This window comes from Lentzea sp. NPDC036949 (assembly GCF_055608075.1).
The window spans coordinates 309,317-332,659 of the sequence record NZ_JBVJRA010000005.1; the positions used below are offsets into that span (position 1 = coordinate 309,317).

At 72.0% G+C, this 23,343-nt stretch carries 23 protein-coding genes; 11 read left to right on the forward strand and 12 right to left on the reverse strand.

Annotated elements, in window-relative coordinates; translation table 11 throughout:
• Positions 1-10: 10 nt before the first annotated feature.
• On the reverse strand, positions 11-805 hold the full coding sequence (locus ACZ7CD_RS16955; RefSeq protein WP_470379198.1) for an SDR family NAD(P)-dependent oxidoreductase: 795 nt from the start codon (positions 803-805) through the stop codon (positions 11-13).
• Positions 806-967: 162 nt separating this feature from the next.
• Here ACZ7CD_RS16955 and ACZ7CD_RS16960 point away from each other — a divergent pair, with 162 nt between their 5' ends.
• From ACZ7CD_RS16960 to ACZ7CD_RS16970, 3 genes are read left to right on the forward strand one after another with little or no spacing between them, the layout of a single operon-like run.
• Positions 968-1,960 carry an efflux RND transporter periplasmic adaptor subunit gene (locus ACZ7CD_RS16960; RefSeq protein WP_360386743.1) on the forward strand — a complete coding sequence of 331 codons (993 nt, stop codon included), beginning with the start codon at positions 968-970 and terminating at the stop codon, positions 1,958-1,960.
• Positions 1,960-2,670, forward strand: coding sequence for an ABC transporter ATP-binding protein (locus ACZ7CD_RS16965; protein WP_360386741.1), 711 nt, complete (start codon positions 1,960-1,962; stop codon positions 2,668-2,670). The genes ACZ7CD_RS16960 and ACZ7CD_RS16965 overlap by 1 nt, the downstream gene beginning before the upstream one ends.
• On the forward strand, positions 2,670-3,992 hold the full coding sequence (locus ACZ7CD_RS16970) for an ABC transporter permease (RefSeq protein ID WP_360386739.1): 1,323 nt from the start codon (positions 2,670-2,672) through the stop codon (positions 3,990-3,992). The genes ACZ7CD_RS16965 and ACZ7CD_RS16970 overlap by 1 nt, the downstream gene beginning before the upstream one ends.
• 117 nt (positions 3,993-4,109) lie before the next feature.
• Here ACZ7CD_RS16970 and ACZ7CD_RS16975 read toward each other — a convergent pair whose 3' ends face one another.
• Together ACZ7CD_RS16975 and ACZ7CD_RS16980 are read right to left on the reverse strand one after the other, a co-directional pair.
• Positions 4,110-4,901 carry an aldo/keto reductase gene (locus ACZ7CD_RS16975; protein ID WP_360388317.1) on the reverse strand — a complete coding sequence of 264 codons (792 nt, stop codon included), beginning with the start codon at positions 4,899-4,901 and terminating at the stop codon, positions 4,110-4,112.
• Between the two features lie 54 nt (positions 4,902-4,955).
• Positions 4,956-5,726 (reverse strand): SDR family NAD(P)-dependent oxidoreductase, encoded by a 771-nt coding sequence (locus tag ACZ7CD_RS16980; protein WP_360386737.1) that lies wholly within the window; start codon positions 5,724-5,726, stop codon positions 4,956-4,958.
• 84 nt (positions 5,727-5,810) lie between these two features.
• Here ACZ7CD_RS16980 and ACZ7CD_RS16985 point away from each other — a divergent pair, with 84 nt between their 5' ends.
• The 4 genes from ACZ7CD_RS16985 to ACZ7CD_RS17000 are packed head-to-tail and all read left to right on the forward strand — an operon-like array spanning position 5,811 to position 8,646.
• On the forward strand, positions 5,811-6,248 hold the full coding sequence (locus ACZ7CD_RS16985; protein ID WP_360386734.1) for a MarR family winged helix-turn-helix transcriptional regulator: 438 nt from the start codon (positions 5,811-5,813) through the stop codon (positions 6,246-6,248).
• Between the two features lie 21 nt (positions 6,249-6,269).
• The gene (locus tag ACZ7CD_RS16990) at positions 6,270-7,370 is read left to right on the forward strand and encodes an acyl-CoA dehydrogenase family protein (RefSeq protein WP_470379199.1); all 1,101 of its coding nucleotides are present in this window, start codon (positions 6,270-6,272) and stop codon (positions 7,368-7,370) included.
• Between the two features lie 26 nt (positions 7,371-7,396).
• Positions 7,397-8,194, forward strand: a complete 798-nt coding sequence (locus ACZ7CD_RS16995) for a thymidylate synthase (protein ID WP_470373283.1) — start codon at positions 7,397-7,399, stop codon at positions 8,192-8,194.
• Positions 8,191-8,646 carry a dihydrofolate reductase gene (locus tag ACZ7CD_RS17000; RefSeq protein WP_470379200.1) on the forward strand — a complete coding sequence of 152 codons (456 nt, stop codon included), beginning with the start codon at positions 8,191-8,193 and terminating at the stop codon, positions 8,644-8,646. Before ACZ7CD_RS16995 ends, ACZ7CD_RS17000 begins: the two co-directional genes overlap by 4 nt.
• Positions 8,647-8,664: 18 nt before the next feature.
• On the opposite strand, the gene ACZ7CD_RS17005 is transcribed toward ACZ7CD_RS17000, so the two are convergent.
• Together ACZ7CD_RS17005 and ACZ7CD_RS17010 are read right to left on the reverse strand one after the other, a co-directional pair.
• Entirely contained in the window at positions 8,665-9,024 is a 360-nt protein-coding gene (locus ACZ7CD_RS17005) for an MmcQ/YjbR family DNA-binding protein (protein WP_458433409.1), read from the reverse strand.
• Positions 9,025-9,032: 8 nt separating this feature from the next.
• The gene (locus ACZ7CD_RS17010; protein ID WP_360386720.1) at positions 9,033-9,923 is read right to left on the reverse strand and encodes a proteasome assembly chaperone family protein; all 891 of its coding nucleotides are present in this window, start codon (positions 9,921-9,923) and stop codon (positions 9,033-9,035) included.
• 159 nt (positions 9,924-10,082) lie between these two features.
• Here ACZ7CD_RS17010 and ACZ7CD_RS17015 point away from each other — a divergent pair, with 159 nt between their 5' ends.
• Together ACZ7CD_RS17015 and ACZ7CD_RS17020 are read left to right on the forward strand one after the other, a co-directional pair.
• Positions 10,083-10,673, forward strand: a complete 591-nt coding sequence (locus ACZ7CD_RS17015; protein ID WP_360386718.1) for a DUF4230 domain-containing protein — start codon at positions 10,083-10,085, stop codon at positions 10,671-10,673.
• 96 nt (positions 10,674-10,769) lie between these two features.
• Positions 10,770-12,395 carry a serine/threonine-protein kinase gene (locus ACZ7CD_RS17020; protein ID WP_470379201.1) on the forward strand — a complete coding sequence of 542 codons (1,626 nt, stop codon included), beginning with the start codon at positions 10,770-10,772 and terminating at the stop codon, positions 12,393-12,395.
• A gap of 53 nt (positions 12,396-12,448) precedes the next feature.
• Here the strand turns inward: ACZ7CD_RS17020 and ACZ7CD_RS17025 are convergent, their stop codons facing one another.
• The 4 genes from ACZ7CD_RS17025 to ACZ7CD_RS17040 all read right to left on the reverse strand — a co-directional run bounded on the left by ACZ7CD_RS17025 (position 12,449) and on the right by ACZ7CD_RS17040 (position 19,239).
• Positions 12,449-14,446 (reverse strand): transglutaminase TgpA family protein, encoded by a 1,998-nt coding sequence (locus ACZ7CD_RS17025; RefSeq protein ID WP_470379202.1) that lies wholly within the window; start codon positions 14,444-14,446, stop codon positions 12,449-12,451.
• Positions 14,443-15,558: a DUF58 domain-containing protein gene (locus ACZ7CD_RS17030; RefSeq protein ID WP_458433412.1), complete on the reverse strand. Its 1,116-nt coding sequence runs from the start codon at positions 15,556-15,558 to the stop codon at positions 14,443-14,445. Before ACZ7CD_RS17030 ends, ACZ7CD_RS17025 begins: the two co-directional genes overlap by 4 nt.
• Before the next feature lie 556 nt (positions 15,559-16,114).
• Complete coding sequence (locus ACZ7CD_RS17035) at positions 16,115-17,080, reverse strand: AAA family ATPase (protein WP_458433413.1); 966 nt, start codon at positions 17,078-17,080, stop codon at positions 16,115-16,117.
• Positions 17,077-19,239 carry an NHL repeat-containing protein gene (locus ACZ7CD_RS17040; protein ID WP_470379203.1) on the reverse strand — a complete coding sequence of 721 codons (2,163 nt, stop codon included), beginning with the start codon at positions 19,237-19,239 and terminating at the stop codon, positions 17,077-17,079. Before ACZ7CD_RS17040 ends, ACZ7CD_RS17035 begins: the two co-directional genes overlap by 4 nt.
• 244 nt (positions 19,240-19,483) lie before the next feature.
• Between ACZ7CD_RS17040 and ACZ7CD_RS17045 the strand changes: the two genes are divergently transcribed.
• Positions 19,484-20,128 carry a hypothetical protein gene (locus ACZ7CD_RS17045; RefSeq protein WP_360398621.1) on the forward strand — a complete coding sequence of 215 codons (645 nt, stop codon included), beginning with the start codon at positions 19,484-19,486 and terminating at the stop codon, positions 20,126-20,128.
• Between the two features lie 179 nt (positions 20,129-20,307).
• Here ACZ7CD_RS17045 and ACZ7CD_RS17050 read toward each other — a convergent pair whose 3' ends face one another.
• Positions 20,308-20,982: a fibronectin type III domain-containing protein gene (locus ACZ7CD_RS17050; protein WP_470379204.1), complete on the reverse strand. Its 675-nt coding sequence runs from the start codon at positions 20,980-20,982 to the stop codon at positions 20,308-20,310.
• Positions 20,979-21,581, reverse strand: a complete 603-nt coding sequence (locus ACZ7CD_RS17055; protein ID WP_360398625.1) for a polysaccharide lyase family protein — start codon at positions 21,579-21,581, stop codon at positions 20,979-20,981. The genes ACZ7CD_RS17050 and ACZ7CD_RS17055 overlap by 4 nt, the downstream gene beginning before the upstream one ends.
• Positions 21,582-21,661: 80 nt before the next feature.
• Here ACZ7CD_RS17055 and ACZ7CD_RS17060 point away from each other — a divergent pair, with 80 nt between their 5' ends.
• Complete coding sequence (locus tag ACZ7CD_RS17060) at positions 21,662-22,549, forward strand: LysR family transcriptional regulator (RefSeq protein ID WP_470379205.1); 888 nt, start codon at positions 21,662-21,664, stop codon at positions 22,547-22,549.
• On the opposite strand, the gene ACZ7CD_RS17065 is transcribed toward ACZ7CD_RS17060, so the two are convergent.
• Entirely contained in the window at positions 22,452-23,315 is an 864-nt protein-coding gene (locus tag ACZ7CD_RS17065) for an EamA family transporter (RefSeq protein WP_470368657.1), read from the reverse strand. The two genes, ACZ7CD_RS17060 and ACZ7CD_RS17065, sit on opposite strands and share 98 nt — an antisense overlap.
• Positions 23,316-23,343: the final 28 nt, after the last annotated feature.

The window sequence follows — 23,343 nt, forward strand, 5'->3', positions numbered from 1 at the left end:
CGTGTACCCCTCAGGAGTCCGCTGAACCGGGTTCGGTCATCGACCGCATCACCTTGGCCTTGACCGGGTCCGGCGCGACGCGTCCGGCGACCGCCTGCACCTTGTTCCTCACCGACCCGGCCACGACGTGGTCGTCGCCCTTCATGAGCGCGTCGAAGCCCTGCTGGGCGACCTCGGCCGGGTCGTCCTTGTCCCCCGTCGCGACCTTCGTGTCCTGCATCCCGGCGCGGTCGAAGAACTCGGTGTCGGTCGGTCCCGGCATCAGCGTCGTGACGGTCACGCCGGTGTCGCGCAGCTCCTCGCGCAGCCCCTGGGCGAACGAGGCCAGGAAGGCCTTCGACGCCGCGTAGACCGAGTGGAACGGGCCGGGGGTGGTCGCCGCGATCGAGGACGTGTACAGGACCTTGCCCTGCCCGCGGGCGGCCATGTCGCCGACCAGCCGGTGCGAGAGGTGCACGGCCGAGCGGACGTTGAGGTCCACGACCTCCAGGTTGTCGTCCAGGGAGGTGTCGCGCACGAAGTCGCCGCCGACGCCCACACCGGCGTTCACGGCGAGCACCTCGACCGGCCGGCCCAGTGCGCGCACCCGTGACACGAGCGACTCCACGCCCTCGAAGGTCGAGAGGTCGGCCCGCACCGGTTCGACGTGCACACCGCCGCTGCGCAGGGAGAGCTGTGCGGCCGTGTCGGTGATCCGCTCGTCCTCGGCGGCGACCACGACGTCGAAGCCGTTGTCCGCGAGCACCTTCGCGAGCTCGTAGCCGATTCCACTCGACGCACCGGTCACCACGGCAAGCGCATTCACAGTTTCCTCCAGGTCGTCGAAACGCGTTGAAATGCGTCGTCAACACCCCGTGTACCCGTGACCGCGCGGTCGATGCGGCATCGGCCGAAAGTCCGATGCAACCTCGGACGGGGATGCGGTGTCCTTATCGGTAGGTTGGTCGAAACGACATGGGGGACATTCGTGCGCAACATTCTTCTCGCGCCGCTGTGCGCGCTGGTCACGGTTGCCGTGGCGGCGTGCAGTCCGTCAGGTTCGGAACAGGCCAATCCGGAGCTGGCGCCGCGCGGCACGACGATGACCAAGGTCAAGCCGGGCAAGCAGGACCTGACCACCACGATCAGCATCACCGGCAAGGTCGAGATGAACCCGACGTTCGGGCTGGTCGCGCCGGTCGCGGGCCAGGTGCGGTTCTTCGACCTGCAGCCGTCGGGCGCCACGCCGACGAAGGCCACGCGGGTCGCGACGGTGTGGAAGGACGGCGCGCCCAACTACGTCGAGATCCCGGCGGGAGCGGTGTTCGCCGGCCGCCTGGTGGACGACAAGTCGACCGTCACCGCCGGCATGCCGCTCGCCTCGGCCAAGCACGTGGGGTACGCGCTGGTCGGTGACATCGACGGGCAGCAGGCGTACAAGGTCAGCGGCGCGCTCGGCGAGGTCAAGGCGCAGATCAAGAACGGGCCTGGCCCGTTCCCGTGCGCGGTGCTCGGCACGATCGCCGCACTGCCGCAGGGCACCATCCCGGAGAAGCCGGTGCAGACGCCGGACCCGAAGTCGACGCCCGACGCGAACGCCCCCAAGAACCCCGACCAGCAGCAACAACCACAGCAGCAGCCGAGCGCGTCCACCGGCCTGCGGATCGTCTGCACCGCGCCCGCCGACACCAAGATGATCAACGGCGCGGCCGCGTCGATCGAGGTCATCACCGGCAAGTCGGCGCAGGCACTGGTCGTGCCGGTCGAGGCAGTCGCGGGCCAGCAGGGCAAGGGCAGGGTCGACGTGCTGCAGCCGGACGGCTCGCGCAAGACCGTCGAGGTGGAGCTCGGTCTCACCGACGGCAAGGTGATCGAGGTCAAGTCCGGTCTCACCGGCGAGGAGGAGCTCGCGGTGCCGGGCCCGAACCTGCCGGAACCGCAGCAGGGCGGCGGCGACCAGAGCAAGCCGACGGGTCCGTGATGACCGAGTCCGAGACGACCACGACGATGGCGGCCGTACCGCCGCTGCTCCAGCTGAACGGCATCACGAAAGTCCTGAAGGGCCAGGAGGAACCGCGGACGATCCTGTCCGGTGTGGACCTCACCGTCCACCCGGGGCAGAGCGTGGCGATCCTGGGCCGGTCCGGTTCCGGCAAGTCGACGCTGCTGAGCCTGATCGGGCTCTTCGACCGCGCCGACGAGGGGCAGTACCTGCTGCACGGCAACGACATCACGAAGCTCCCCGAACGCAGGGCGGCCGCGTTGCGCAGCGCCGAGTTCGGGTTCGTGTTCCAGCGCTTCTTCCTGCTCAAGCACCTCACCGCGGCGCAGAACGTGGCCATGGCGCTGGTGAACGGCCAGGGCTGGGCCGCGCGCCGCAAGCGCAGGCAGCAGGTGATGGAGGCGCTGGAGCAGGTCGGCATCGCCCACCTGGCCAAGAGCAAGCCCTCCCGGCTCTCCGGCGGTGAGCAGCAGCGCGTGGCGATCGCGCGGGCCCTGGTCCGCAAGCCGCGGGTGATCCTCGCCGACGAGCCGACCGGCGCGCTCGACACCGAGACCGGCAACCTGGTGGTCGAGGTGTTGCTCAACACGACCAGGCAGGGCTGCGGCCTCGTGCTGGTCACGCACGACCACGACCACGCGCGCAAGATGGGCCGCGTGCTGGAGCTGCGCGACGGGCGGTTCAACTGATGTTCTCCGGCAAGCTGCGGTCCGCCCTGATCATCGGCGGACAGGGCATCCGCGCCCGCAAACTGCGCACGTTCCTCTCGATGGTGTCGCTGTTCCTCGGCGTCCTCGCGGTCGTGGCCGTGCAGGCCGGCGCCGCGCTCGCCGAACGCGCCATGCTCACCGACGTGGAGCTGCAGCAGGGCAGGGACGGCACGTTCCAGCTCTACGTCTCCGGCGAGGGCAAGTCCACCTCGGTCGTCGAGACCACGTTGAAGGGCAACTCCCAGGCCGTCGGCATCGTCGGCATGAACGCGGTGATCGGCGAGCCCGGTGTGCGCCCGATCAACGAGGGCGCGACCCCGTTCGAGCACGTCGGCCGCGGCGACTTCTACGGCGGCCCGTCGGTGTACTGCGACCAGAACGGCATCTGCACCGAGCAGAAGAAGCAGGAGAAGAAGCCCGACGGCCAGGCCATCGAGGTCCAGGTGAGCGCGCTGACCGGTGACCTCCGCCAGTTCCGGCCGTTCCGCCCGGTCTCCGGCTCCTGGCTGGACTTCGGCACCGCCCCGTCGCTGGCACCGAAGATCGTGCTGAACGAGGAGGCCGCCAAGGGCTTCGACCGCTACAAGGTCCCCGGCGAGATGATGCTGACCGGCGCGACGCACCACGTCTCGCCGCAGATCATCGGCGTGGTGTCCGACGGCATGTACCAGCCCACCGTCTACATGCGACTCGACGAGGTGCGCAACTGGCTGCCCTCGTCGGACAACGTCCAGGTCGACCGCTTCCGCGGCGGCCCCGGCCTGCAGGTCATGCTCGCACCGGGCACCCAGGACCTCCAGCAGCTGCTGACCGCACGCCTGGTCGGCGCGGGCATGCGCTCCGACGACGTCCGCTTCAACGAGATCCAGTCGAAGAAGCGCATGGAGAAGGAGCTGCTGATCATGCGATTGATCTTCCTGGGCATGGCGGGCCTCGTGCTGCTGATCGGCGTCGCCGGCATCCTCAACGTCGGCCTCGCCACCGTCGGTGAACGCGTCGAGGAGTTCGCGCTGCGCCGCGCGGTCGGCATGTCCCGCATGCTGCTGGCCGGGATCGTGCTCGCCGAGACCCTCCTGACCGGCCTGCTGACCGCCGCACTGGCCATCGGCACCGGCGCGGCGGGCCTCCAGGTGGGCCTGATGCTGTTCGGTTCGAGGTTCCCGTCGCTGGCGGACGTCGCGTTCCCGTGGGAGGCGGGCGTCGCGGGCGTGGTCGCCGGGCTGGTGGCGGGTGTGCTCGGCGGGCTGATCCCCGCGATCCGGGCGGCGCGGATTCCGATCGCCACGGTGATGCGGGCGTGAGCCCGTGGTGGTGACAGACGTGCGGGCCCGATAGAGGCAGGGTCCGTTGCCGGCGAAGCCCCGGTCCGCACCAAGGCGGGCCGGGGCTTCGTACTTCCGAGTGCGCGTTGCAGTCGGTCAGGCCTGGTTGAACTCGTCCGGGTTCGGCCCGATCCGCCCGCCGCGGTCCAGGGTGGACAGCGCGGCCAGCTCCTCCTCGGCCAGCTCGAAGCCGAACACGTCGATGTTCTCCCTGATCCGCGCCGGCGTGACCGACTTCGGGATCACGACGTTGCCGAGCTGCAGGTGCCAGCGCAGCACGACCTGGGCGGCGGACTTGTCGTGGCGGGCCGCGATCTCGGTGACCACGGGGTCCTTCAGCAGCTCGCCGCCCTGGCCGAGCGGCGACCACGCCTCGGTGACGATGCCGTGCTCGGCGTGGAACGCCCGCACCTCGGCCTGCTGCAGGTACGGGTGCAGCTCGATCTGGTTGACCGCGGGCACGACGCCGGTCTCGTCGATCAGGCGCCGCAGGTGCGCGGGCTGGAAGTTGGACACGCCGATGGCGCGGACGCGGCCGCTCTCCCGCAGCTCGACGAACGCCTTCCAGGTGTCGACGTAGAGGTCGCGCTCGGGCGTCGGCCAGTGGATCAGGTACAGGTCGACGACGTCGAGGCCGAGCTTGGACTGCGAGGCGTCGAACGCGCGCAGGGCGGCGTCGTGGCCGTGGTCGGCGTTCCACAGCTTGGTGGTGACGAACACGTCCGCGCGGTCCACGTCGGACTTGGTGATCGCCGCGCCGACGCCGGCCTCGTTGCCGTACGCGGCCGCGGTGTCGATGCTGCGGTATCCGGCGTTCAGCGCCTCGGTGACGGTGGGGATGGCCTCCTCGTCGGGCACCTGCCAGACGCCGAAGCCGAGCTGGGGCATGGTCACGCCGTTGTTGAGCTTCACGGTGGTCAAAGCGGTTTCCTCACGGTGGTGTCAGGGGATGAGCGTCGGGGCGGTGCCGCCGTCGACGCGCAGTGCGGCGCCGGTCGTGGCCGAGGACAGGTCCGACGCGACGTAGGTGATGAGGTTCGCGACCTCGTGCGGCCGGATCAGGCGGCCCAGCAACAGGGTCGGGCGTTCGGTGCGGACGAACTCCGCCTCGCCGCCGTCGCCGACCCGGTCGCGGATGAACTCCTCGACGCCGGGCGTCAGGGTCGGGCCGGGCAGCACCGAGTTCACGGTGACGCCGGTGCCCTTCACCGCCTGGGCCATGCCGCGCGCGATGGCGAGCTGCGCGGTCTTCGTCATGCCGTAGTGGACCATCTCGGTCGGGGTGAAGACGGACGACTCGCTGCTCACGAAGATCACCCGGCCCCAGCCGCGCTCGACCATGCGCGGCGTGTAGTGCCGCGAGAGCCGCACGCCGGACATGACGTTGGTGTCGAAGAAGCGCTGCCACTCGGCGTCGTCGATCTCGAAGACCGGCTTGGCGCCGTAGATGCCCAGGTTGTTCACGAGCACGTCGACGTCGGGCACCTGCGCGACGAGGTCCGCAGCGCCCTCTGCGGTCGAGATGTCGGCCGCGACACCGCGGACGTCGCCGGAGCCGTTGCCGCTGAGCTTGCCGACCGCCTCGGCGACCCGCTCCTCGCTGCGGCCGCTGACGACGACGGACGCGCCCGCCTTGAGCAGCGCCTCCGCCGTGGCGTAGCCGATGCCCGCGGTGGAGCCGGTCACAAGTGCCGTGCGTCCCGACAGGTCCATGTCTCTCCCCGGTAGACTTGTTGATGACGATTACAAGCGTACGCAATAGTTGCAGACGCTGTCTATTCGGAGGGGATGTACTTCATGTCACTGGACGACGACGCCGTCCAGGCGCGCGCGCAGGGCTGGCGCACGCTCGCGGCGCTGCACGCGCGCATCGAAGACCGCCTCGAACGAGCGCTGCAGAAAGCACACGAACTTTCCGTCAGCGAGTACACCGTTCTGGACGTCCTCAACCGCCAGGACGGCTTCCACCTTCGGATGAACCAGCTCTCCAACGCCGTCGTGCTGAGCCAGTCCGCCACGACCCGCCTGGTCACCCGGCTGGAGGACCGCGGCCTGTTGCAGCGCTACCTGTGCCCCACCGACCGCCGCGGCATCTACACCGAGGTAACCGAGAAGGGTCACGAGCTGCTCGCCCTCGCCCGCCCCACCCACGACCGCGCGCTGAGCGAGTCGCTGGACGAGGCGGGCGCCACGCCGGAGCTGAAGCCACTCGTTGAGGCGCTCGCCAAGCTGTAGCCGCTCCAGCAAGATCAGCGCATGCCCGCACCGGACCTGCACGCGTTGATCCGCTCCGAAGCCCACCTGGCCGAGCAGCAACGCGCGCTCACCGAGCCCGTGCTGACCGCGCTCGTCGACGCCGGCGTGCACCGCATGATCGCGCCTCGGCGCTACGCGGGCGCCGAGCTCGGGCTGCCGGAGTGGAGCCGGGAGATCGGCGAGCTGTCCCGTGCGGACGCCTCCACCGGCTGGACCGCCATGACGACCACCTCCTCGTCGTCGCTGGCCTGGTACCTCCCGGCCGACGCCGCCGACGAGGTCTTCACCGACCCGCGTGCCCTGATCGCGGGCACCGCCGCACCGCACGGCCGTGCCGAGGCGGTCGACGGCGGCTACCGCGTCTCGGGCCGCTGGGGCTGGGGCAGCGCCGTGCCGTGGTGCTCGTGGGTCATCGGCGGCACCCTCACACCCAAGGGCCCCCGTCTGGCCGTGTACCCCCGCGCCGACGTGACCGTCCACGACACGTGGCACTCCGCCGGCCTGCGCGCCACCGGCTCGCATGAGTTCTCGCTGTTCAACGCCTTCCTCCCGTCCCGCCGCGCCATCTGGCCGGTCGGCACGCCCCCCGGCATCGAGGGCCCGGTCACCGCCTTCCCGTTCTTCAGCTTCCTGGCCGTCGGCGTCGCCTCCGTGTGCCTGGGCATCGCCCGCCGCGCCATCGACGAGGTCGAGGCGCTGGCCGTGGAGAAGACCCCGCAGCACACCACCACCCGCCTCGCCGAGCAGACCGGCCTGCAGATCGACCTGGGCCTGATGGAGGCACGGTTGTCCTCCGCCGCCGCGTTCCTGCACGAGACGTTGAGCGCCGTCTGGGACATGGCCGTGCAACGCACGTACGTGCCCGACGACGCCAAGGCGCGTATGCGGCTCGCGTGCACGTTCGCGGCGTCGGAGTCCGCCGAGGTGACGCAGAAGGCGTTCGCCGCGGGTGGCGGCAGCTCGGTGTTCGAGTCGTCGGCGCTGCAACGTTGCTTCCGTGACGCGCACACGGCCGCCCAGCACACCGTGGTGTCGAAGCGGCTGCTGGAGACGTACTCGATGCACCGGCTCGGCCTGGAGCCGGACATGGCGCGGTTCTAGGTCCAGGGCTGGGTAGGCTCACCCGTATGGCCGACACGCAGTACGAAGACCTCCTCCGCCACGTCCTGAAGGAGGGCGTGCGCAAGGAGGACCGCACCGGCACCGGCACCCGGTCGATCTTCGGTCACCAGCTGCGCTACCCGCTCGCCGCGGGCTTCCCGCTGGTCACGACCAAGAAGGTCCACTTCAGGTCGATCGCGTACGAGCTGCTGTGGTTCCTGCGCGGCGACAGCAACGTGCAGTGGCTGCGCGACCACGGCGTGACGATCTGGGACGAGTGGGCCGCTCCCGATGGTGAGCTCGGGCCCGTCTACGGCGTGCAGTGGCGGTCGTGGCCCACGCCCGGCGGCGGTCACGTCGACCAGATCGCCGAGGTCCTCAAGACGCTGCGGACGAACCCGGACTCGCGGCGGATCATCGTGTCCGCGTGGAACGTCGGCGAGATCGCGCAGATGGCGCTGCCGCCGTGCCACGCGTTCTTCCAGTTCTACGTCGCCGACGGCAAGCTGTCGTGCCAGCTCTACCAGCGCAGCGCCGACCTGTTCCTGGGCGTGCCGTTCAACATCGCCTCGTACGCGCTGCTCACGCACATGATCGCCGCGCAGACCGGTCTCGGTGTCGGCGACTTCATCTGGACCGGCGGCGACTGCCACATCTACGACAACCACGTCGAGCAGGTCGAGCTGCAGCTCAGCCGGGAGGCGCGGGAGTTCCCGACGTTGCGGGTGGCGCACGCGGACAGCCTCTTCGACTACCGCTACGAGGACTTCACGGTCGAGGGCTACGACCCGCACCCCGGCATCAAGGCACCGGTGGCGGTGTGATCGGCCTGATCTGGGCCCAGGCCGCCGACGGTGTGATCGGCCGGGACAACGCCATCCCGTGGCACGTCCCGGAGGACATGAAGCGCTTCCGCGAGCTCACCACTGGCGCGGCGGTGCTGATGGGCCGCCGCACGTGGGAGTCGTTGCCGCCCCGGTTCCGCCCGCTACCCGGCCGCCGCAACGTCGTGCTCTCCCGCACGCCCCAGGACGGTGTGGAGACGTTCGCCGACCTCGGTGAAGCGCTCGGCGCGGTCGACGGTGACCTCTGGGTGATCGGCGGGTCGGCGGTCTACGCGGCCGCGCTGCCGTTCGCGGACCGGGTCGAGGTCACCGAGATCAGGGAGACCTTCGAGGGCGACACCTACGCGCCGGCGGTCGGCCGTGAGCCGAAGACCGTCGGCGAGTGGCAGCTCTCCACGTCCGGCCTGCACTTCCGTTTCCTGAGCTTCTGACCCCCTGCTGCTCCGGCATCAGCGGCGGCGGGCACGTGCGTGCCACGCCTCGACGATGAGCTCCTCCAGCTCGTCCACCGGGATGTGCTCCAGCCGCACCAGGATCGCCGGGTAGCCCTGGAAGTGCGGGGTCGTGAAGTACACCGACTCGTCCGCGGCCAGCAGCGCTTCCTTGACGCCCAGGTCCGGCACCCGCGCGGCCAGGATGGGCCCGTCGGGTGCCGACGGGCCCAGTGCCGCGAGGTCGGTCTTGCGCAGCGGCCGTTCCCAGACGAAGAGCTTGTCGCTGACCCGCCAGTCGACGACGCCCTCCCGCACCCGTTCCGTCACGTCCGGCATGGAGGTGGCGATCCTGCGCACGTCGTTCCAGGTGGCCATGGGAGCTCCTACAGGTGGTCCGGCGGACGCTGCTGCTCGGCCAGGAACCGCTCGAACTCGGCGCCCAGTTCATCCGCGGAGGGCAGATCGGTGTTCCCGACAGTCTGGATGAAGGCGTCGTACTGCCGCTCGAGCGCTTCCACCACCTGGGCGACCTCCTCCGACTCCGCGACCTGCCGGTGGATCTCGGCGTCGGCGGCCTGGGCGGCGTCGATCAGCGCGCCGATGGGCAGCGCGAGACCGGTCGCGCGGGCGACGGCGTCGAGCAGGGTGACCGCGGCGGTCGGGTACGTCGACTGGGCCAGGTAGTGCGGCACCTGGGCGGCGAAGCCCATGGCGTCGTGGCCGGCCTGGCCGAGGCGGAGCTCCAGCAGGCCGGAGACGTTGCCCGGCACCTGCACCCGGTTGAAGAACGGCTGGTACTCCGAGACCAGCTCGGGGCGGGTCGCGTGACCGATGACGTTCAACGGCCGGGTGTGCGGCACGCCCATCGGGATGCCGTGGAAGCCCAGCGTCAGGCGCACGCCCCAGCGGTCGACCAGGTCGCGCACGGCCTGCACGAACGCCTCCCAGCCGCGGTCCGGCTCCGGGCCGTTGAGCAGTAGGAACGGATGGCCGGCGCTGTCGTGCAGCAGGTGCACGACCAGCTCGGGCGTGGCGTAGTCCTCCCAGTGGTCGGTCGCGTAGGTCATCAGCGGCCGCCGGGAGCGGTAGTCGATCAGGCCGTCGACGTCGAATCGGGCGATGACGCGGCTTTCGAGGGTCTCCAGCAGGTGTTCGGCGAGCAGCCGTCCTGCGGCGCCCGCGTCCATGAAGCCCTCGAAGTGGTGCAGCAGCACCGCACCGGTCAGGTCCGGCACCTCCGAGTCCACCTCGTACAGGTTGTCCGGGTCCAGCACCGCACGCCTCCCAACATCGTTCCCGTGTCCATCAAGCCAACCATGTGGACACCGGACTGATTCCGCACGGGTCGATTACCCCATACGGCCCGACTGAGCGCATCACCCCACGGGTACTCCAACGCGGTGGAGAGGCGCTGGGTGACGCGGGGAGCACTGGTGGCGGTCGTCGTTCTCGCGATCGGCGCGACGATCGGGCTCCTGGGCCAGTTCCGGCCGTTCGGGGACGTGCTCGGCGAGCAGACGGTGGACCGCAGCCAGCCCGCTGTCCTCAAGGCGGTGCGCGACCTCAGCCAGTACCACGCCGCCTCCGGCGAGTTCCAGGTCGTGCTCGACATCGAGCAGGACGTGAAGTGGGTGCCCGCGGTGCTGGCCGGTGAGCGCACCCTGTTCGTGGCGGCCGGGTCGGTCAACGCCTACGTCGACCTCGGCGCGCTCGCGGAGGACGGCCTCGTCGTGTCGCCGGACGGGAAGTCGGTCGAGCTGCGGCTGCCGTCCGCGCGGCTGGACAGGCCGAACCTGCACCACGACCGTTCGTACGTCTTCAGCCAGGAGCGCGGCCTGGTCAACCGGTTGAACGCGCTCGTGGAAGTGCCCGACCAGCAACGGTTCTACGTCGCCGCCGAGGCGAAGCTCGCCGACGCGGCGAAGGAGTCGGAGCTGACCAAGCGCGCCGAGGACAACACGCGCACGATGCTCACCGGAATGCTGCAGGGCCTGGGTTTCCAGGTCAGGGTGCAGCCCGGCTGAGAACCGGAACGCGCTCTGCTGCGAACGTCGTACGTGCAGCTCAACGGTTTCGCCGACCCCGCCGGGCACCCGGCCCCACCGGGTTAGGATCCGCTCGTGGACGACGACCTGATGGCCTGGGCTCCGGCGAGCGGTGCCGCGCAGGCACCGGGGATCGCGTTGCCGGGCTACAGCGGTTTCCGCGTGATCGCCCAGGGCGGCGAGGGCACGATCTACCGCGCCCGCCAGGACGGTCTGGGCCGCGACGTCGCCGTGAAGGTCCTTCAGGTCACGGACCCGGCCACGGTGACCCGCTTCCGCCGCGAGCTCGCCATCACCGTGGAGCTGGGCCGCCAGCACCCGCACATCGTCACCGTGCTCGACACCGGCACGTTGCCCGACGGTCGTCCGTGCATCGTCATGGAGTACTACGAACGCGGCTCGCTGCACGACCGTTTGCGCGCCATGGGCCCGTTGCCGGTGCCGGACGTGGTGGCCGCGGGCATCGCCGTGGCCGACGCGCTGGCGTTCGCGCACGGTCAGGGCATCCTGCACCGCGACGTGAAGCCGCAGAACGTGCTCGTGCTGCCCACGTCCTACGTGCTGGCCGACTTCGGCATCGCTCGCGGTGCCGACGCGGGCCACTCCGCGTCGCTGCAGATGGTCAGCTACCGCCACGCCGCACCGCAGATGCTGGAGGGCGGCGCGCCGTCGTTCGCCGACGACGTCTGGTCGCTCGGCTCGACGCTCTTCACGCTGCTGGAGGGCAAGCCGCCGTTCGCCTCCGACAACCCCGACGAGGACACGCTGCTGTCCTACGTCGGCCGGGTGAGCACGGCGGAACCGCGCTCGCTGACCCGGTTCGACGTGCCGGCGTCGCTGGCCGCGGTGATCTCCCGCTGCCTGCGCAAGGACCGCGCCGAACGCTTCTCCTCCGCGCTGGAGCTGCGCGACGCCCTGGTGAACGTGACCTCCGGCGCCACCCTGGCACCGCTGTCCGTTGTGGACCCCGACTCGACGCAGATGATGGGCGAGCGCCCCGTCTTCTACCCCGAGGGCCCCACCGAGGCACCGGGTTTCGGGCCGCGCGGGGTGAAGGAGGAGGAGCCGGAACCCGAGGAGCCGCAGGAGGAACCCGACGACTCCTGGCAGGGCAGGCTCGCCGACCTCACCTACCGCCGCACCGACCTCCCGCCTCCCCCACCGCCGGTCGTCGCGGCACCGCCGGTCGTGCTGCCCACCGTCGACCTGCCGCCGTACGAGCCGCCGGTCGAGCCGATGACCGCCCCGGTCCGCCGCCGCAACCGCGGTGGCGTGCTCGCGGTCCTCGCCGTGGTCGCGGTGGCGGGCGGCGTCACCGCGGGCGTGCTGCTCAATCGCGGCCAAACCACCACCGCGGCCCAGCCGACGACCACGACCACGTTGCCCGTGCCCACCTCGGAGTCCCTCGACGCCGGGCCGCCCCCGAACGCCGACCCGAGGTTCGTGCCGGTGCTCAAGCGCGCCGAGTACGAGGGCAGGGCGATCGAGCTGGAGTGGAGCGACCCGAGCGGCGGGCAGGCCGAGTTCGTGGTGATCGACGTGACCGGGGCGAAGCCGCAGGCCGTGACGCGGGTGACCGGCGGCGGCACCACGTACGTGATCGAGGACGGCGGCGGGGTGCGGCGGTGCTTCCAGATCGCCGCGTTCGGCTACCAGGGTGAGCGCGGCAGCTCCTCGAAGGTGTGCGCGGCGAAGAACTGACGCCCGCGCCACCTCTTCGGAGGTGGCGGGGCGGGGTGCACGTGGCCTGGGCTTCAGCGGCGGCGGAACAGCGGGCGCGGGTCGACCGCCCACAGCAGCCGGCGCCACCAGGAAGCCTTGCGCCGCACCGCTTTCTCCACCTGCCGCGCGAGCCGCCAGCCGTGCTCGGCGCGGGCGGGTCGCGGTGCGAACGCCGCCTCGTCGACCATCGTGGCCAGCCGCGCGCCCGCCTCGCCCCACTCGCGGCCCACGTCGGGTGCGGTGCGGCTCGGGTGCGGGCGCAGACCGGCCAGCAGCAACGAGTCCAGCACCGCGTTCCACGCGCCCACCGGGCCGGCCGCGCGCAGGCGGACGCGGCGGGTGGTACGGGCGGCGTACAGCGCCAGCAGCAGCACCACCGGGGTGAGCGCCCAGAACGGGAAGCCCTGCCGGAGCTCGGGTGCGGCGACGTTCTCCTGACCGACGGCGGACGGCTGAACGAGCGGCGGCACCGACGCGAGCGAGGTCGGGGGCGGCTTGGCGGTGCTGGAGGCGAGGCGGTTGAGGACCTCGCGCTTGGAGGCGGCGCTGGGGCCGCTGCCGTTGCCGGACACCGGGTCGAACGCCACCCAGCCCCAGCCGGTGAAGTAGACCTCTGGCCAGGCGGTGGCGTCGGCGGCGCGCACGATGCGTTCGCCGGACTGCTCCGGCACCGGCTGGAAGCCCACGACCACACGGGTCGGGAGGCCGACGGCGCGGGCCAGGACGGCGTAGGCGGAGGCGAACTGCTCCGCGGTGCCCGCTCCGGCCCCGGCCTCGCCGGGGTTGCCGAAGAGGAACGTCTCCAGGCGGGCGTAGGAGGACCCGACCGGTGCCTCGGCGTCGGGGCGGCGATTGAGGCGCACGACCTGTTCCAGCGCAACGGCCTTCTCGTACGGGGTGCGCGCGTTCTGAGTGGCCTGCCGCGCGTACTCGGCGAGGGTGAACGGCAGCCGCGGCACGGCGGTGTAGCGGGTGTCGCCGGGGACGGCCGCCTCGGCCAGGTCGGTGTCCGCGGGGGTGTCGAGGATGCCGCGGACGGTGTAGCTGAGGCCGGTGCGCAGGCCGTCGGCCACCACCAGCGAGCCGGTGTCGGGGTCGACCATGGCGTTGCTGAGCGACACGGACCGCGGTTTTCCGATGCCCGGCAACCACTCGCCGTCGAGGCCGGTGATCGTCAGGTCGACGCTCGTGTCCTGGAACTTGCCGCCGGTCGGGAGGTCCGGGGCGTCGACCACGCCGAGCGGCCCGTAGGTGGAGGCCGCTTCCCAGGAAGCGCCGGAGAACCGGCTCAGGGTCACCAGGCGGACCGGCACCTCGGGGCCGCGCATCCGGAACAGCTCCGCGTCGCCCTGCGCCGCCCACGCGGCGAGCCGCGGCATCGGGTTGGAGATCGCGACGTTCGTGATGGGTGGCGTGACGAGCTTGCGCGGCTCGAAACCGTTGGTGGGCAGCACGATCGTCAACAGCGTGAGCGCGGCCAGCACCGTGGCGAGCACCGCGGGCGGCACGACGGGGCCGCGCCGGTCGATGACCAGCCAGCCCAGCGCCAGCAGCACGACGAGGACGAGCGCGGTGATGCCGTAGCGGTCGGCCTTGCCCGCGGTGAGCAGCGCGGCGGACACGTAGAGGACGGCGGCACCGAGCGCGGGCACGAACAACGCCGTGCGCTGCCTGCCGATCGACAGGACGGTCGCGACGGACACGCCGAACACCAGCAGCAGCCCCGGCACCAGCAGCTCCGGCGTGGCCGGTGCGGGACGCGCGGCGGTGAGCAGCCGCGGCACGGTGTCGAGCAGCACGTGCGTCGGGTCGCGGCCGGGCACCGCACCGCGGGCCGCGAAGTAGCCGCCGGCCATCGCCACGGTCATCAGCGCGATCCCCGCCAGCCCGGCGGGAACGAGGCGCCGCAGCGGAACCGCGAGGAACCCCAGCGCGGCGGCGAGTCCGAAGTAGACGACCGCGCCGTCCCAGGCCTGGGCCAGCTGCACCGCGGCGACCAGCAGGACGGCGGCGACCCACCCGTACCTCATCGCGCCACCACCGCGTTCCACTGGCCGACCAGGTCTTCGGCCTTGGGCCCGCTGACGACGAGCACCGACCCGGCGGCACCAGCGGGTTTCTCCTCGCCGACCACGAGCACGGTGCCGAACGCGGCCCGCCCGGCCTCCAGCACGAGCGCGGGACTGGTGTGCCCGCTGACCACCGCCACCACGTCGAGGTCGCGCACGGGCACGGTCAGCGCGCCGTCGAGCGCGGTCAGCTCCAGGTCGGCCAGCGTCGCGAGGAGCGGCGCCGAGTCCTGCGCCTCCTCCAGGTCCGCGCTGCCGGAGGTGGTCATGAGCCGCACCGGGTGCCCCTGCTCCAGCGCCGAGGTGACGAGCGAGGCCGCGACCTCCACCGCCTCCTCGAACAGCGCCGGGTCGCCGTAGGCGGCGGAGCTGTCGTCGAGCAGCACGGCGAGGTGCGGCCGGGCCGGATCGGCGTCCTCGCGGATCATCAACGTGCCGGTGCGCGCCGACGTGGCCCAGTGCAGCCGCCGCAGGTCGTCACCGGGCACGTACTCCCGCAGCCCGACCAGGTCCGTGCCGCCGCGCTCGACCCGTTCGTCCGCGCCGACCTGCCCCCGCCGGGCCCCGGACGGCAACCCGCGCACGGGCAGCACCCGCGGCACGACCCGCACCTGCACGACCTCACCGAGCACGGTCCGCGCCTGCGCGAGCCCCGCCACCCCCTTGCGCCGCAACGTCAACGGCCCCACGTCGAACACACCGCGCCGCTGCGTCGGGATCGCGTAGTCCACCGCCTCGGTGACACCGGGCTTCAACAACGGCACGTCGACCGCCATCGGCTCCCCCGCAACCAGATCCACGGCGTCGAGCGCGACCGGCCACCGCCCGGTCGTCGACAGCTCCAGCCGCCCACTGCACCGCGCGAGCCGCGGCACGGTGCGCGGCCGGACCGTGCGGGCCGTCGTCAGCGGGCTGGCGACCAGCACAGACACCGTCGAGGCCACGACCAGCGCCGTCAGCGCCAGGCCGAACCCGGTCATGCCCGCGTACCGCCACCACAGGCCCACGCCGGTCATGGCGAGGCCGAGGACCAGCACGCCGGTACCGCGCAGGGTGAGCCGGAGCGCCTTCACGCCGCCCACCGCCGGGCGGGGCGGGATGCGGGCGATGACGGGGGGTGGGAGTTGCGCGCCACCGTTTGGGAGGCGGTGGGACGGAGGCCGGTGGGGCGGAGCCCGGCGGGGTGGAGTCCGGTGGGGTGGAGTCCGGTGGGGTGGAGCCCAGCGGGACGGAGCCCGGTGCGGCGGAGCCCGGCAAGCCGAAGCCCGGCAAGCCGGAGCCCGGCAAGCCGGAGCCCGGCGGGGCGAAGCCCGGCGGGACGAAGCCCGGCGGGACGAAGCCCGGCGGGACGAAGCCCGGCGGGACGAAGCCCGGCGGGACGAAGCCCGGCGGGACGAAGCCCCGCAAGCCGAAGCCCGGCGGGACGAAGCCCGGTGCGGCGGAGGTCAGTGGTGCGAAGCCCGCAGGGGCGAAGCCCGCTGGAGCGCAGTCCGGCAAGGCGGAGTCCGTGCGGTGCGCGGTCCGAGACAGCACCTGGTCCGGCGAACCGGACCAGGGCGAGGTGAGCCGTGACCGACGGAGAGCGTCGCCGCGCCGCGCGGGTGAGCGCGGCGCGGGGTGCGGGCGGTCTCATTGCGTCGCGGGCTTGGGGACCGGCACGCGGGACAGCACGTCGGCCAGCACCTCGGACGTCGTCACGCCCGCCAGCACGCTCTCCCTCGTCAGCACCAGGCGGTGTGCCAGCACCGGGTCCGCGATGTCCTGGACGTCCTGCGGCACCACGAAGTGCCGGCCCTTCGAGGCCGCGTACACCTGGGCGCAGCGCACCAGGGTGCGCAGGCCGCGGGTGGACGTGCCGAGGCGCAGGCGGTCGTCGGAGCGGGTGCCGGTGCCCAGGGCCGAGATGTACTGCAGGATCGGGTCGGCCACGTGCAGCAGCTGCAGGCGGCCGCTGAACGCGCTCACCTCGCGCGGTGAGGTCACGGTGCGGACGTCGGTGATGCGGCCGGCGCCGCTGCCGGGGCGCAGCACGTCCAGCTCGTCGGCGACCGAGGGGTAGCCGATGGAGGTGCGCAGCATGAAGCGGTCGAGCTGGGCCTCTGGCAGGCGGTAGGTGCCGTCGAGGTCGATCGGGTTCTGCGTGGCCACCACGAGGAACGGGTCGGGCACGGTGTGGCCGACGCCGTCGATCGTGACGGTCCGCTCCTCCATCACCTCGAGCAGCGCCGACTGGGTCTTGGCCGCGGCGCGGTTGATCTCGTCGGCCAGCACGATGTTCGCGAACACCGGGCCGGGGCGGAAGCGGATCTGGCCGGTCTGCGGGTCGTAGACCGACGTGCCGGTCACGTCGGAGGGCAGCAGGTCCGGCGTGAACTGCACGCGCCGCGACACCCCGCCCAGCGCGCCCGCCACGGCGCGCGCCAGCGTCGTCTTGCCGGTGCCCGGCACGTCCTCCAGCAGCACGTGACCGCCCGCGAACATGGCCACCAGCACCAGGTCGACCACGTCCCGCTTGCCGCGCACCGCGGCCTCGACCGCGTCACCGAGGCGGGTGTGCAGGTCGCGGAAGGCCGAGACCTCGCCCGTGTCGATCACTGTTCCTCTTCCCTTCGCGGCTTGATCCGCAGCAGGAACGCCGCCGCGAGCAGGCCCAGGCCACCGGCGCCCATCGGGGCCGTCTCCACGCCGGCCGGTGCCATGCGCGGGATGCACGACGGCTTGCCGGCGCACTCGTCGTAGGTGAACAGCGTGGTCCGCGCGGCCGAGTCGACCTGGCCGCCGCCGGAGGCCGCGTAGGCGCGCACGACGATCCGGTTGCTGCCCTCGTCCACGTCGATCGTCGCCGACGTGGCGTTGCACGGGATGCCGACCGCGAAGCCGTACGTCACGTTCACGACCTCGCAGCGCCCGTTGTGGCTCGCCCAGTCCGCGGGCGGGGCCATGGTCACGCGGCGCGTCGGGATCGTCCGCGCACCGGTGAGCCCGGTGATGACCGTGGCACCCGCGCTCGGCAACGACGGCGGCGGCGGGGGCGGCGGAGGCGGAGGAGGCGTGGTCGTTGTCGTCGTCACGACCGGCGGCGGAGGCGGTGGCGGCGGAGGGGGCGTGGTCGTCGTCGTGGTGGGCGGTGGAGGCGGGGGCGGGGTGTTCGGCGGCGTCACCGTGAACGCGGCCATGCCCGCGGCACCGGCGGCGGTCGCCGTCGACGCGCGCACCGTCACGTCCAGCCTGCCGTTCGTGCAGAACGTCGAACCCGCGCACGGCAGCGACAGCTCGGCCGTCGTGCCCGCCACCTGGGCCGACTTCGAGCCGCCGGTGAACGAGCCGGAGCCCGACACCGTGTAGCCCGCGATCGGCTCGGCCGACGCCGGCGCGGTCCAGCTCACCGTCACGACGAGCGCCGAGGAGCTGCGCGACTTCTCCCGCACGGACACACCGGCGGGCGCACCGGGAGCGGCACCACCCGCGGAGGGCGTCGTGGTGGTCACCGGCGGCGGCGACACCTCGGTCGTCGGGCCGCTGCCGTCCGGGGTGCCGCCGGGGTTGCGCGGCGGCTTCGTCGGCTCGTTCGGGTTCGGCGGCGGGGGCGGCGGCACCGACGGCGGCGGCGAGCGGTCCGGGTCCTTCACCGGCAGCTCGGGCGAGCGGATCGTCAGCGAGCGGGTCGCGCCGTCGGCGTCGACCAGCACACCGGTCGAAGAGCCCGGCACGTTCACGAACAGCCGGCCGTCGTCGAACACCAGCTCCGGGTCGGACCCGCCAGCGGTGCGCACGTCGTCACCGCCGCGCTTGCCGCCGCGGTCGAGCACGATGACCTTGCCGGACCCCTTGCAGGGCACGTAGACCTTGTCGCGGAACACCGCGGGACGGCCGGGCTTCGGGCAGCCCAGCGAGCCGACGTCGACGCGCAGCACGTCGCGGCCCACGACCAGCACGACGACCGACGACGACGGGACCGAGGCGGGCACGAGGTCGAGCGGCGCGAGCTGCGCGGCGATCACCTCGGCGTCCAGTCGGCCGGTCGAGGCGGAGACGTCCTCGCCGGTGCCGTCGCGCACCACGACGCCGCCGTCCAGGCCGAGCAGCGTCACGCCCTGGTCGTGCGGCACGAGCACGGTGCGCGGCCCGGCACCGGTGACCTGGCGGTGCGACCGCTCCTCGAACTTCTCCTCGTCCACCGACCAGTCGAGCGCGCGCAGGGTGCCGCCGTGGTCCACGACCCACAGCACGCCGCGCTCGTCCACCACGGCGTCCGCGAGCGGCTGCCCCGCCTGCCACGTCTGGCCGACGTCGTCCAGCGTCAGCGGGTCGGCGGTGTGCACGGTGCCCGCCGCGCGGTCGACGACGAACACCAGCCCGTTCGCCACCAGCACCTTGCTCGTCGCTCCCGGCGGGGCCTGCCTGCGCCCGGAGGCGAGCAGCGTCGCGAGGTCGATGACGGTGATCTCGCCCGTGCGCCGGTCCAGCACGATCAGGCGCCCGTCCTCCTGGGCGATCTCCAGCTGCGAGTCCGGCCCGCTGATCTGCAGGCGGGTCTGCGGCTTGCCCGACACCGGGTTGACCTGCACGACCTCACCGCGCTGGTCGTCGCCCAGCCAGGTGAGACCGTCGGAGACGTCCACCGAGGTGCGCGAGATGCCCTGCCCGAGCGCGGCGCCCGCGAGCACCAGCACGCCGAGCAGTGCCGCGACGAAGCTCGCCGACTCCCGCCCTCCACCGGAGATGATCCGTCTGATCCGGTGCCACCAAGCCATCGCGCACCCTCCCTCGCCCGCCGGGGATGCTAACCCCCTGCTCTGACAGCTTCGGACGGTGCTCGGTTCCCGGATCGCCCGATCAGCCACACGGCCGACATGGACAACGGTAATGACGGGGTCTGACAATTCCGGATTCCGAATGGCACTGGACCGAACCGCTCAGCGCGGCAGACCGAACGGATCAACGCGGACACACGGCGGACGCCCTGCCGCGGAGCGCTCTCCTGAATACAGTGGACCCATGGAGATCCCCGGCATGGGACTGGCCAGGCAGGTGCTGGGCACCGCCGTCACGACGACGACCGCGGTGGCCGCGGTCCCCGGCCGCGTGCTCGACCTGATCGGCGAGGTGGAACAGCTCGTCCGCAAGGTCAACGGCACGATCGACGCGGTCGACGCCGTCGTCGCGCGGGCGGACGGCCTGGTGGAGCGCACCGGCAACGTCATAGCCGACGCGGAGAAGGCGGTCGACCAGGTGCGCGCGATCACCGCGAGCGCCGCGGACGTCGCAGAGCGCGCGGGTGGCGTCGTCGCGACGGCCGGGAGGACGGCGGACACCGCCGACGAGCTGATCCACATCTACGAGCCGATCGCGAAGCAGGCCCAGCCGCTCGCGAAGCGGTTCGTCGACGAGCTGTCGCCGCAGGAGATCGAGGCCGCGATCAGGCTGGTCGACGAGCTGCCCGCCCTCACCGAGCACCTGACCAGCGACATCTTGCCGATCCTGGCCACGCTCGACCGGGTCGGACCGGAGGTGCACCAGCTGCTGGAGGTCACGAGCGACGTCCGCCAGGCCATCCTCGGCATCCCCGGTTTCGGGTTCATGCGCCGGCGCGGCGAGAAGAAAGAGGAGGAAGAGGGTGTGAAGGACGGCGAGAACGGGTAGCCGCTTCGACATGACCGGTCTGAGACATGAAGATCAGCTCACGTGGTGGCTGCTGAGCGGCATCTTCGCCCTGCTGGCCGCGGTGAACGTCGGCCTCGCCGTCACCGAGAGCGCGACCTGGCCCTACGCGCTCGCGACCGTGCTGCTCGCCGCGAGCGCGTGGAGCGCCCGGCAGGCGTTCAGGCCCTTCCCGTCTTCTGGTGCGTCAGGTTCGACGCGACCCCGAATCGGAACGCCCGCACCCGATACGTCGCGTTTTTCTCGTCTGGGAGTGTGATCAGCCCGAACGAGGTGACGTCCGGGTCGAGCTGCGCCGCGACGCGGTAGTCCGCCGCACCCGCGGGCCTGAGCTCGATCAGGTACCCCTCCTCGTCGGACGCGTGGTCCTCCCACGTGAACAGGATTCCGTTCGCGTGCTTGACCTCCGCCTTCAGCACGCCCGGCGCCGCCTCCGGTGACGACACCGGGTGCGTGCCCCCGCCGGTCCTGCGCGGTTCCGCCCACTCGTGGCCATCGGTCTCCGGCACCTCCTCCCCCGGTGGCAGCGCGACGTCCACGGTGTCCGTGGCCGGTCCGGTGAACGGCCGGACCCGGTAGTAGAACTGCGTCTCCGGGATCAGGTCCGGGTGCTCGTAGGTGTTCTTGCCCGGCGGCGCGAACTCCAGCACCGCGTACTCGCCGTCGGCCGCGTTCGCGTACTCGACGACCTGCCCGGCCGCCCCCGCCTCCGGACGCCAGTGCAGCGTCACGTCGACCGGCGAGGTCAGCTCGGACGTCAGCGCGGGGGCCTGCTGCTCCTGGCCACAGGCAGCCAGGAGCAGCAGGACCGCCAACCACGTGTGCCGTCGGGTCACTTGCGCCAGAACCGGATGTTGCTCCAGACGACCGTGGCAGGTCCTTGGCCGCTGGAGGTCCGATAAGCGCCGAACTTGTCGTAGAAGCTCGTACCCGAGCTCGCATAGGTGTGCTTGCGCGAGCCGTTGATGTACGTGCGGTGCTCGGTGGCCGTGTTGTGCACGGTGTTCACCCGCACGGTCGTGCCCACGGTCGCGCCGGTCGCGATGGTGTCGCCTCCGTGCACGGCGTAGAGCCGGCCGCCGCGTTCCACGGCGAGCATCCAGAACGGTCCCGCGGTGGGCCCTTCCCGGAACGTCTGCTTGAGACTGACGCGGGTGCCGCCGAGACTGGTGATCCGGAAGCTCCCCTCGAACTGCCGCGTGCCGCCGGAGTAGGTGGCGTACCGGCGCTCTGCGCGCTGGTCTCCGCTCGCGGTGGAGCAGGTCAGCCGGAACGTCAGGTCGTCGACCGTGCCGCAGCCGCGTTCCTGGACGGTGAACGATGGTGAGTAACCGGTCCACGGACCGGTTTCCACCTGGGCCTGCGCGGGCGAACCCGCCACGAGCAGACCGGTTGCCGCTGCGATCCCCGCGACGGTGCGGAGTCGTGTGGACATACCGATTCCTCCTCAAGACGTGCTGAGGACAGCACGTTTTCTCAGGGGGCGGTAGCGGCAGCGTAGCCGATAATGATCGGATGTTCGACCTCCACCGGCTGCGGCTGCTGCGCGAGCTCTCCAGAAGGGGAACGCTCGCGGCGGTCGCGCAGGCGCTGAACTACAGCCCGTCCTCGGTCTCGCAGCAGTTGTCGTTGCTGGAGAACGAGGTCGGCGTGCCGTTGCTGGAGCCGGTCGGCCGCCGGGTGCGCCTGACCCCGCAGGCGGAGATCCTGGTGCGGCACACCGAGGAGGTCCTCACCCGGCTGGAGCAGGCCGAGTCCGAGGTCGCCGCGTCGCTGCACGAGGTGACCGGCACGCTGCGGGTCGCGACGTTCCAGACCGCGGCGCTCGCGCTGATCCCGGCGACCCTGGCGCGGATGCGCGACGAGCACCCGGCGCTGCGGGTCGAGTTCCAGGTGCTCGACCCGGCGGAAGCGCTGTCCGCCTTGAACGCCAGGGACTTCGACCTGGTGTTCGTGGAGGAGTGGCCGGACCAGCCGGAGGCGAGGTTCTCCGGCCTGGAGTACCGGGAGGTGTGCCGGGACCCGATCCGGCTCGCGGTCCCGCGTGGACTGCCCGCCGCCGAGGTCGCCGCGTTCCCGTGGATCATGGAGCCGACCGGGATGCCGCAGCGGGTCTTCGGCGTGAACTGGTGCCGTCACAACGGTTACGAGCCGGACGTGCGGTTCTCCTCGACCGACGTGCTGGTGAAGCTGCGGTTCGTGGAACGGGGACTCGCGGTCGCGCTGCTGCCGGACCTGGTCTGGTACGACCGCGACGTCACCGTGGACCTGCACGAGCTGCCGGTGCCGCAGTCGCGGCTGCTGTTCACCGCGGCACGGGCAGGGCGAGGTCAGCATCCCGCGGTGCGGGCGTTCCGGGAGGCGCTGGCGCTGTCCACAGCGCCGCTCCGACCCCCGCGGTGATGACGAGCCCGACGGCGCACAGCGAGACCAGGTCCAGGTGCTGGCCGAGCAGCACCGCGCCGGCGAGCGCGGCCGCCGCCGGTTCCAGCGCGAGCACCACGCCGAACGTGCTGGCCTGCAACGTCTTCAGCGCCCTGATCTCCAGCGTGTAGGGGATCGCGGAGGCCAGCACCGCCACGAGCGTGCCCAGCAGCAAGATCCGCGGCTCGAACAACGCCGTGCCCGCCGTCGACAGCCCGTACGGCAGGGTCAGCGCCGCCGCGACGGCACTCGCGCCCGCGAGCCCGCCGGTGCCGAGGCCCAGCGTGGCGATGGTGCGGCCGGCGAGGACGTAGCAGGCCCAGAAAGCAGCGGCGACCAGCGCCAGCACGACGCCGACCAGGTCGAGGCCGGCACCGCTGTGCTCGCGCAGCCCCAGCACCACGACCCCGGCGAACGCGAGCCCGACCCACACGAAGTCCCTGGGCCTGCGGCTCAGGACGGCCGCGAGCCCCAGCGGCCCGAGGAACTCGATCGTGACCGCGACGCCGAGCGGGATGCGTTCGAGCGCGAGGTAGAACGTGCCGTTCATGCCGGCCATGGTCATGCCGAGCACGAGCGTCTCCTGGCGGAACTTCGGCCGCACCACCACCGCCAGCAGCAACGCCGCGATGCCCAGCCGCAGCGCCGTGGCCCCCGGCGCGCCGATCTGGCCGAAGAGCTGACTTGCGAACGCCGCGCCGAACTGCAGGGAGATGACCGAACCGAGGACCAGGAACACCGCCATGGGCACAGCCTCGTTGACCAGGTGTCTT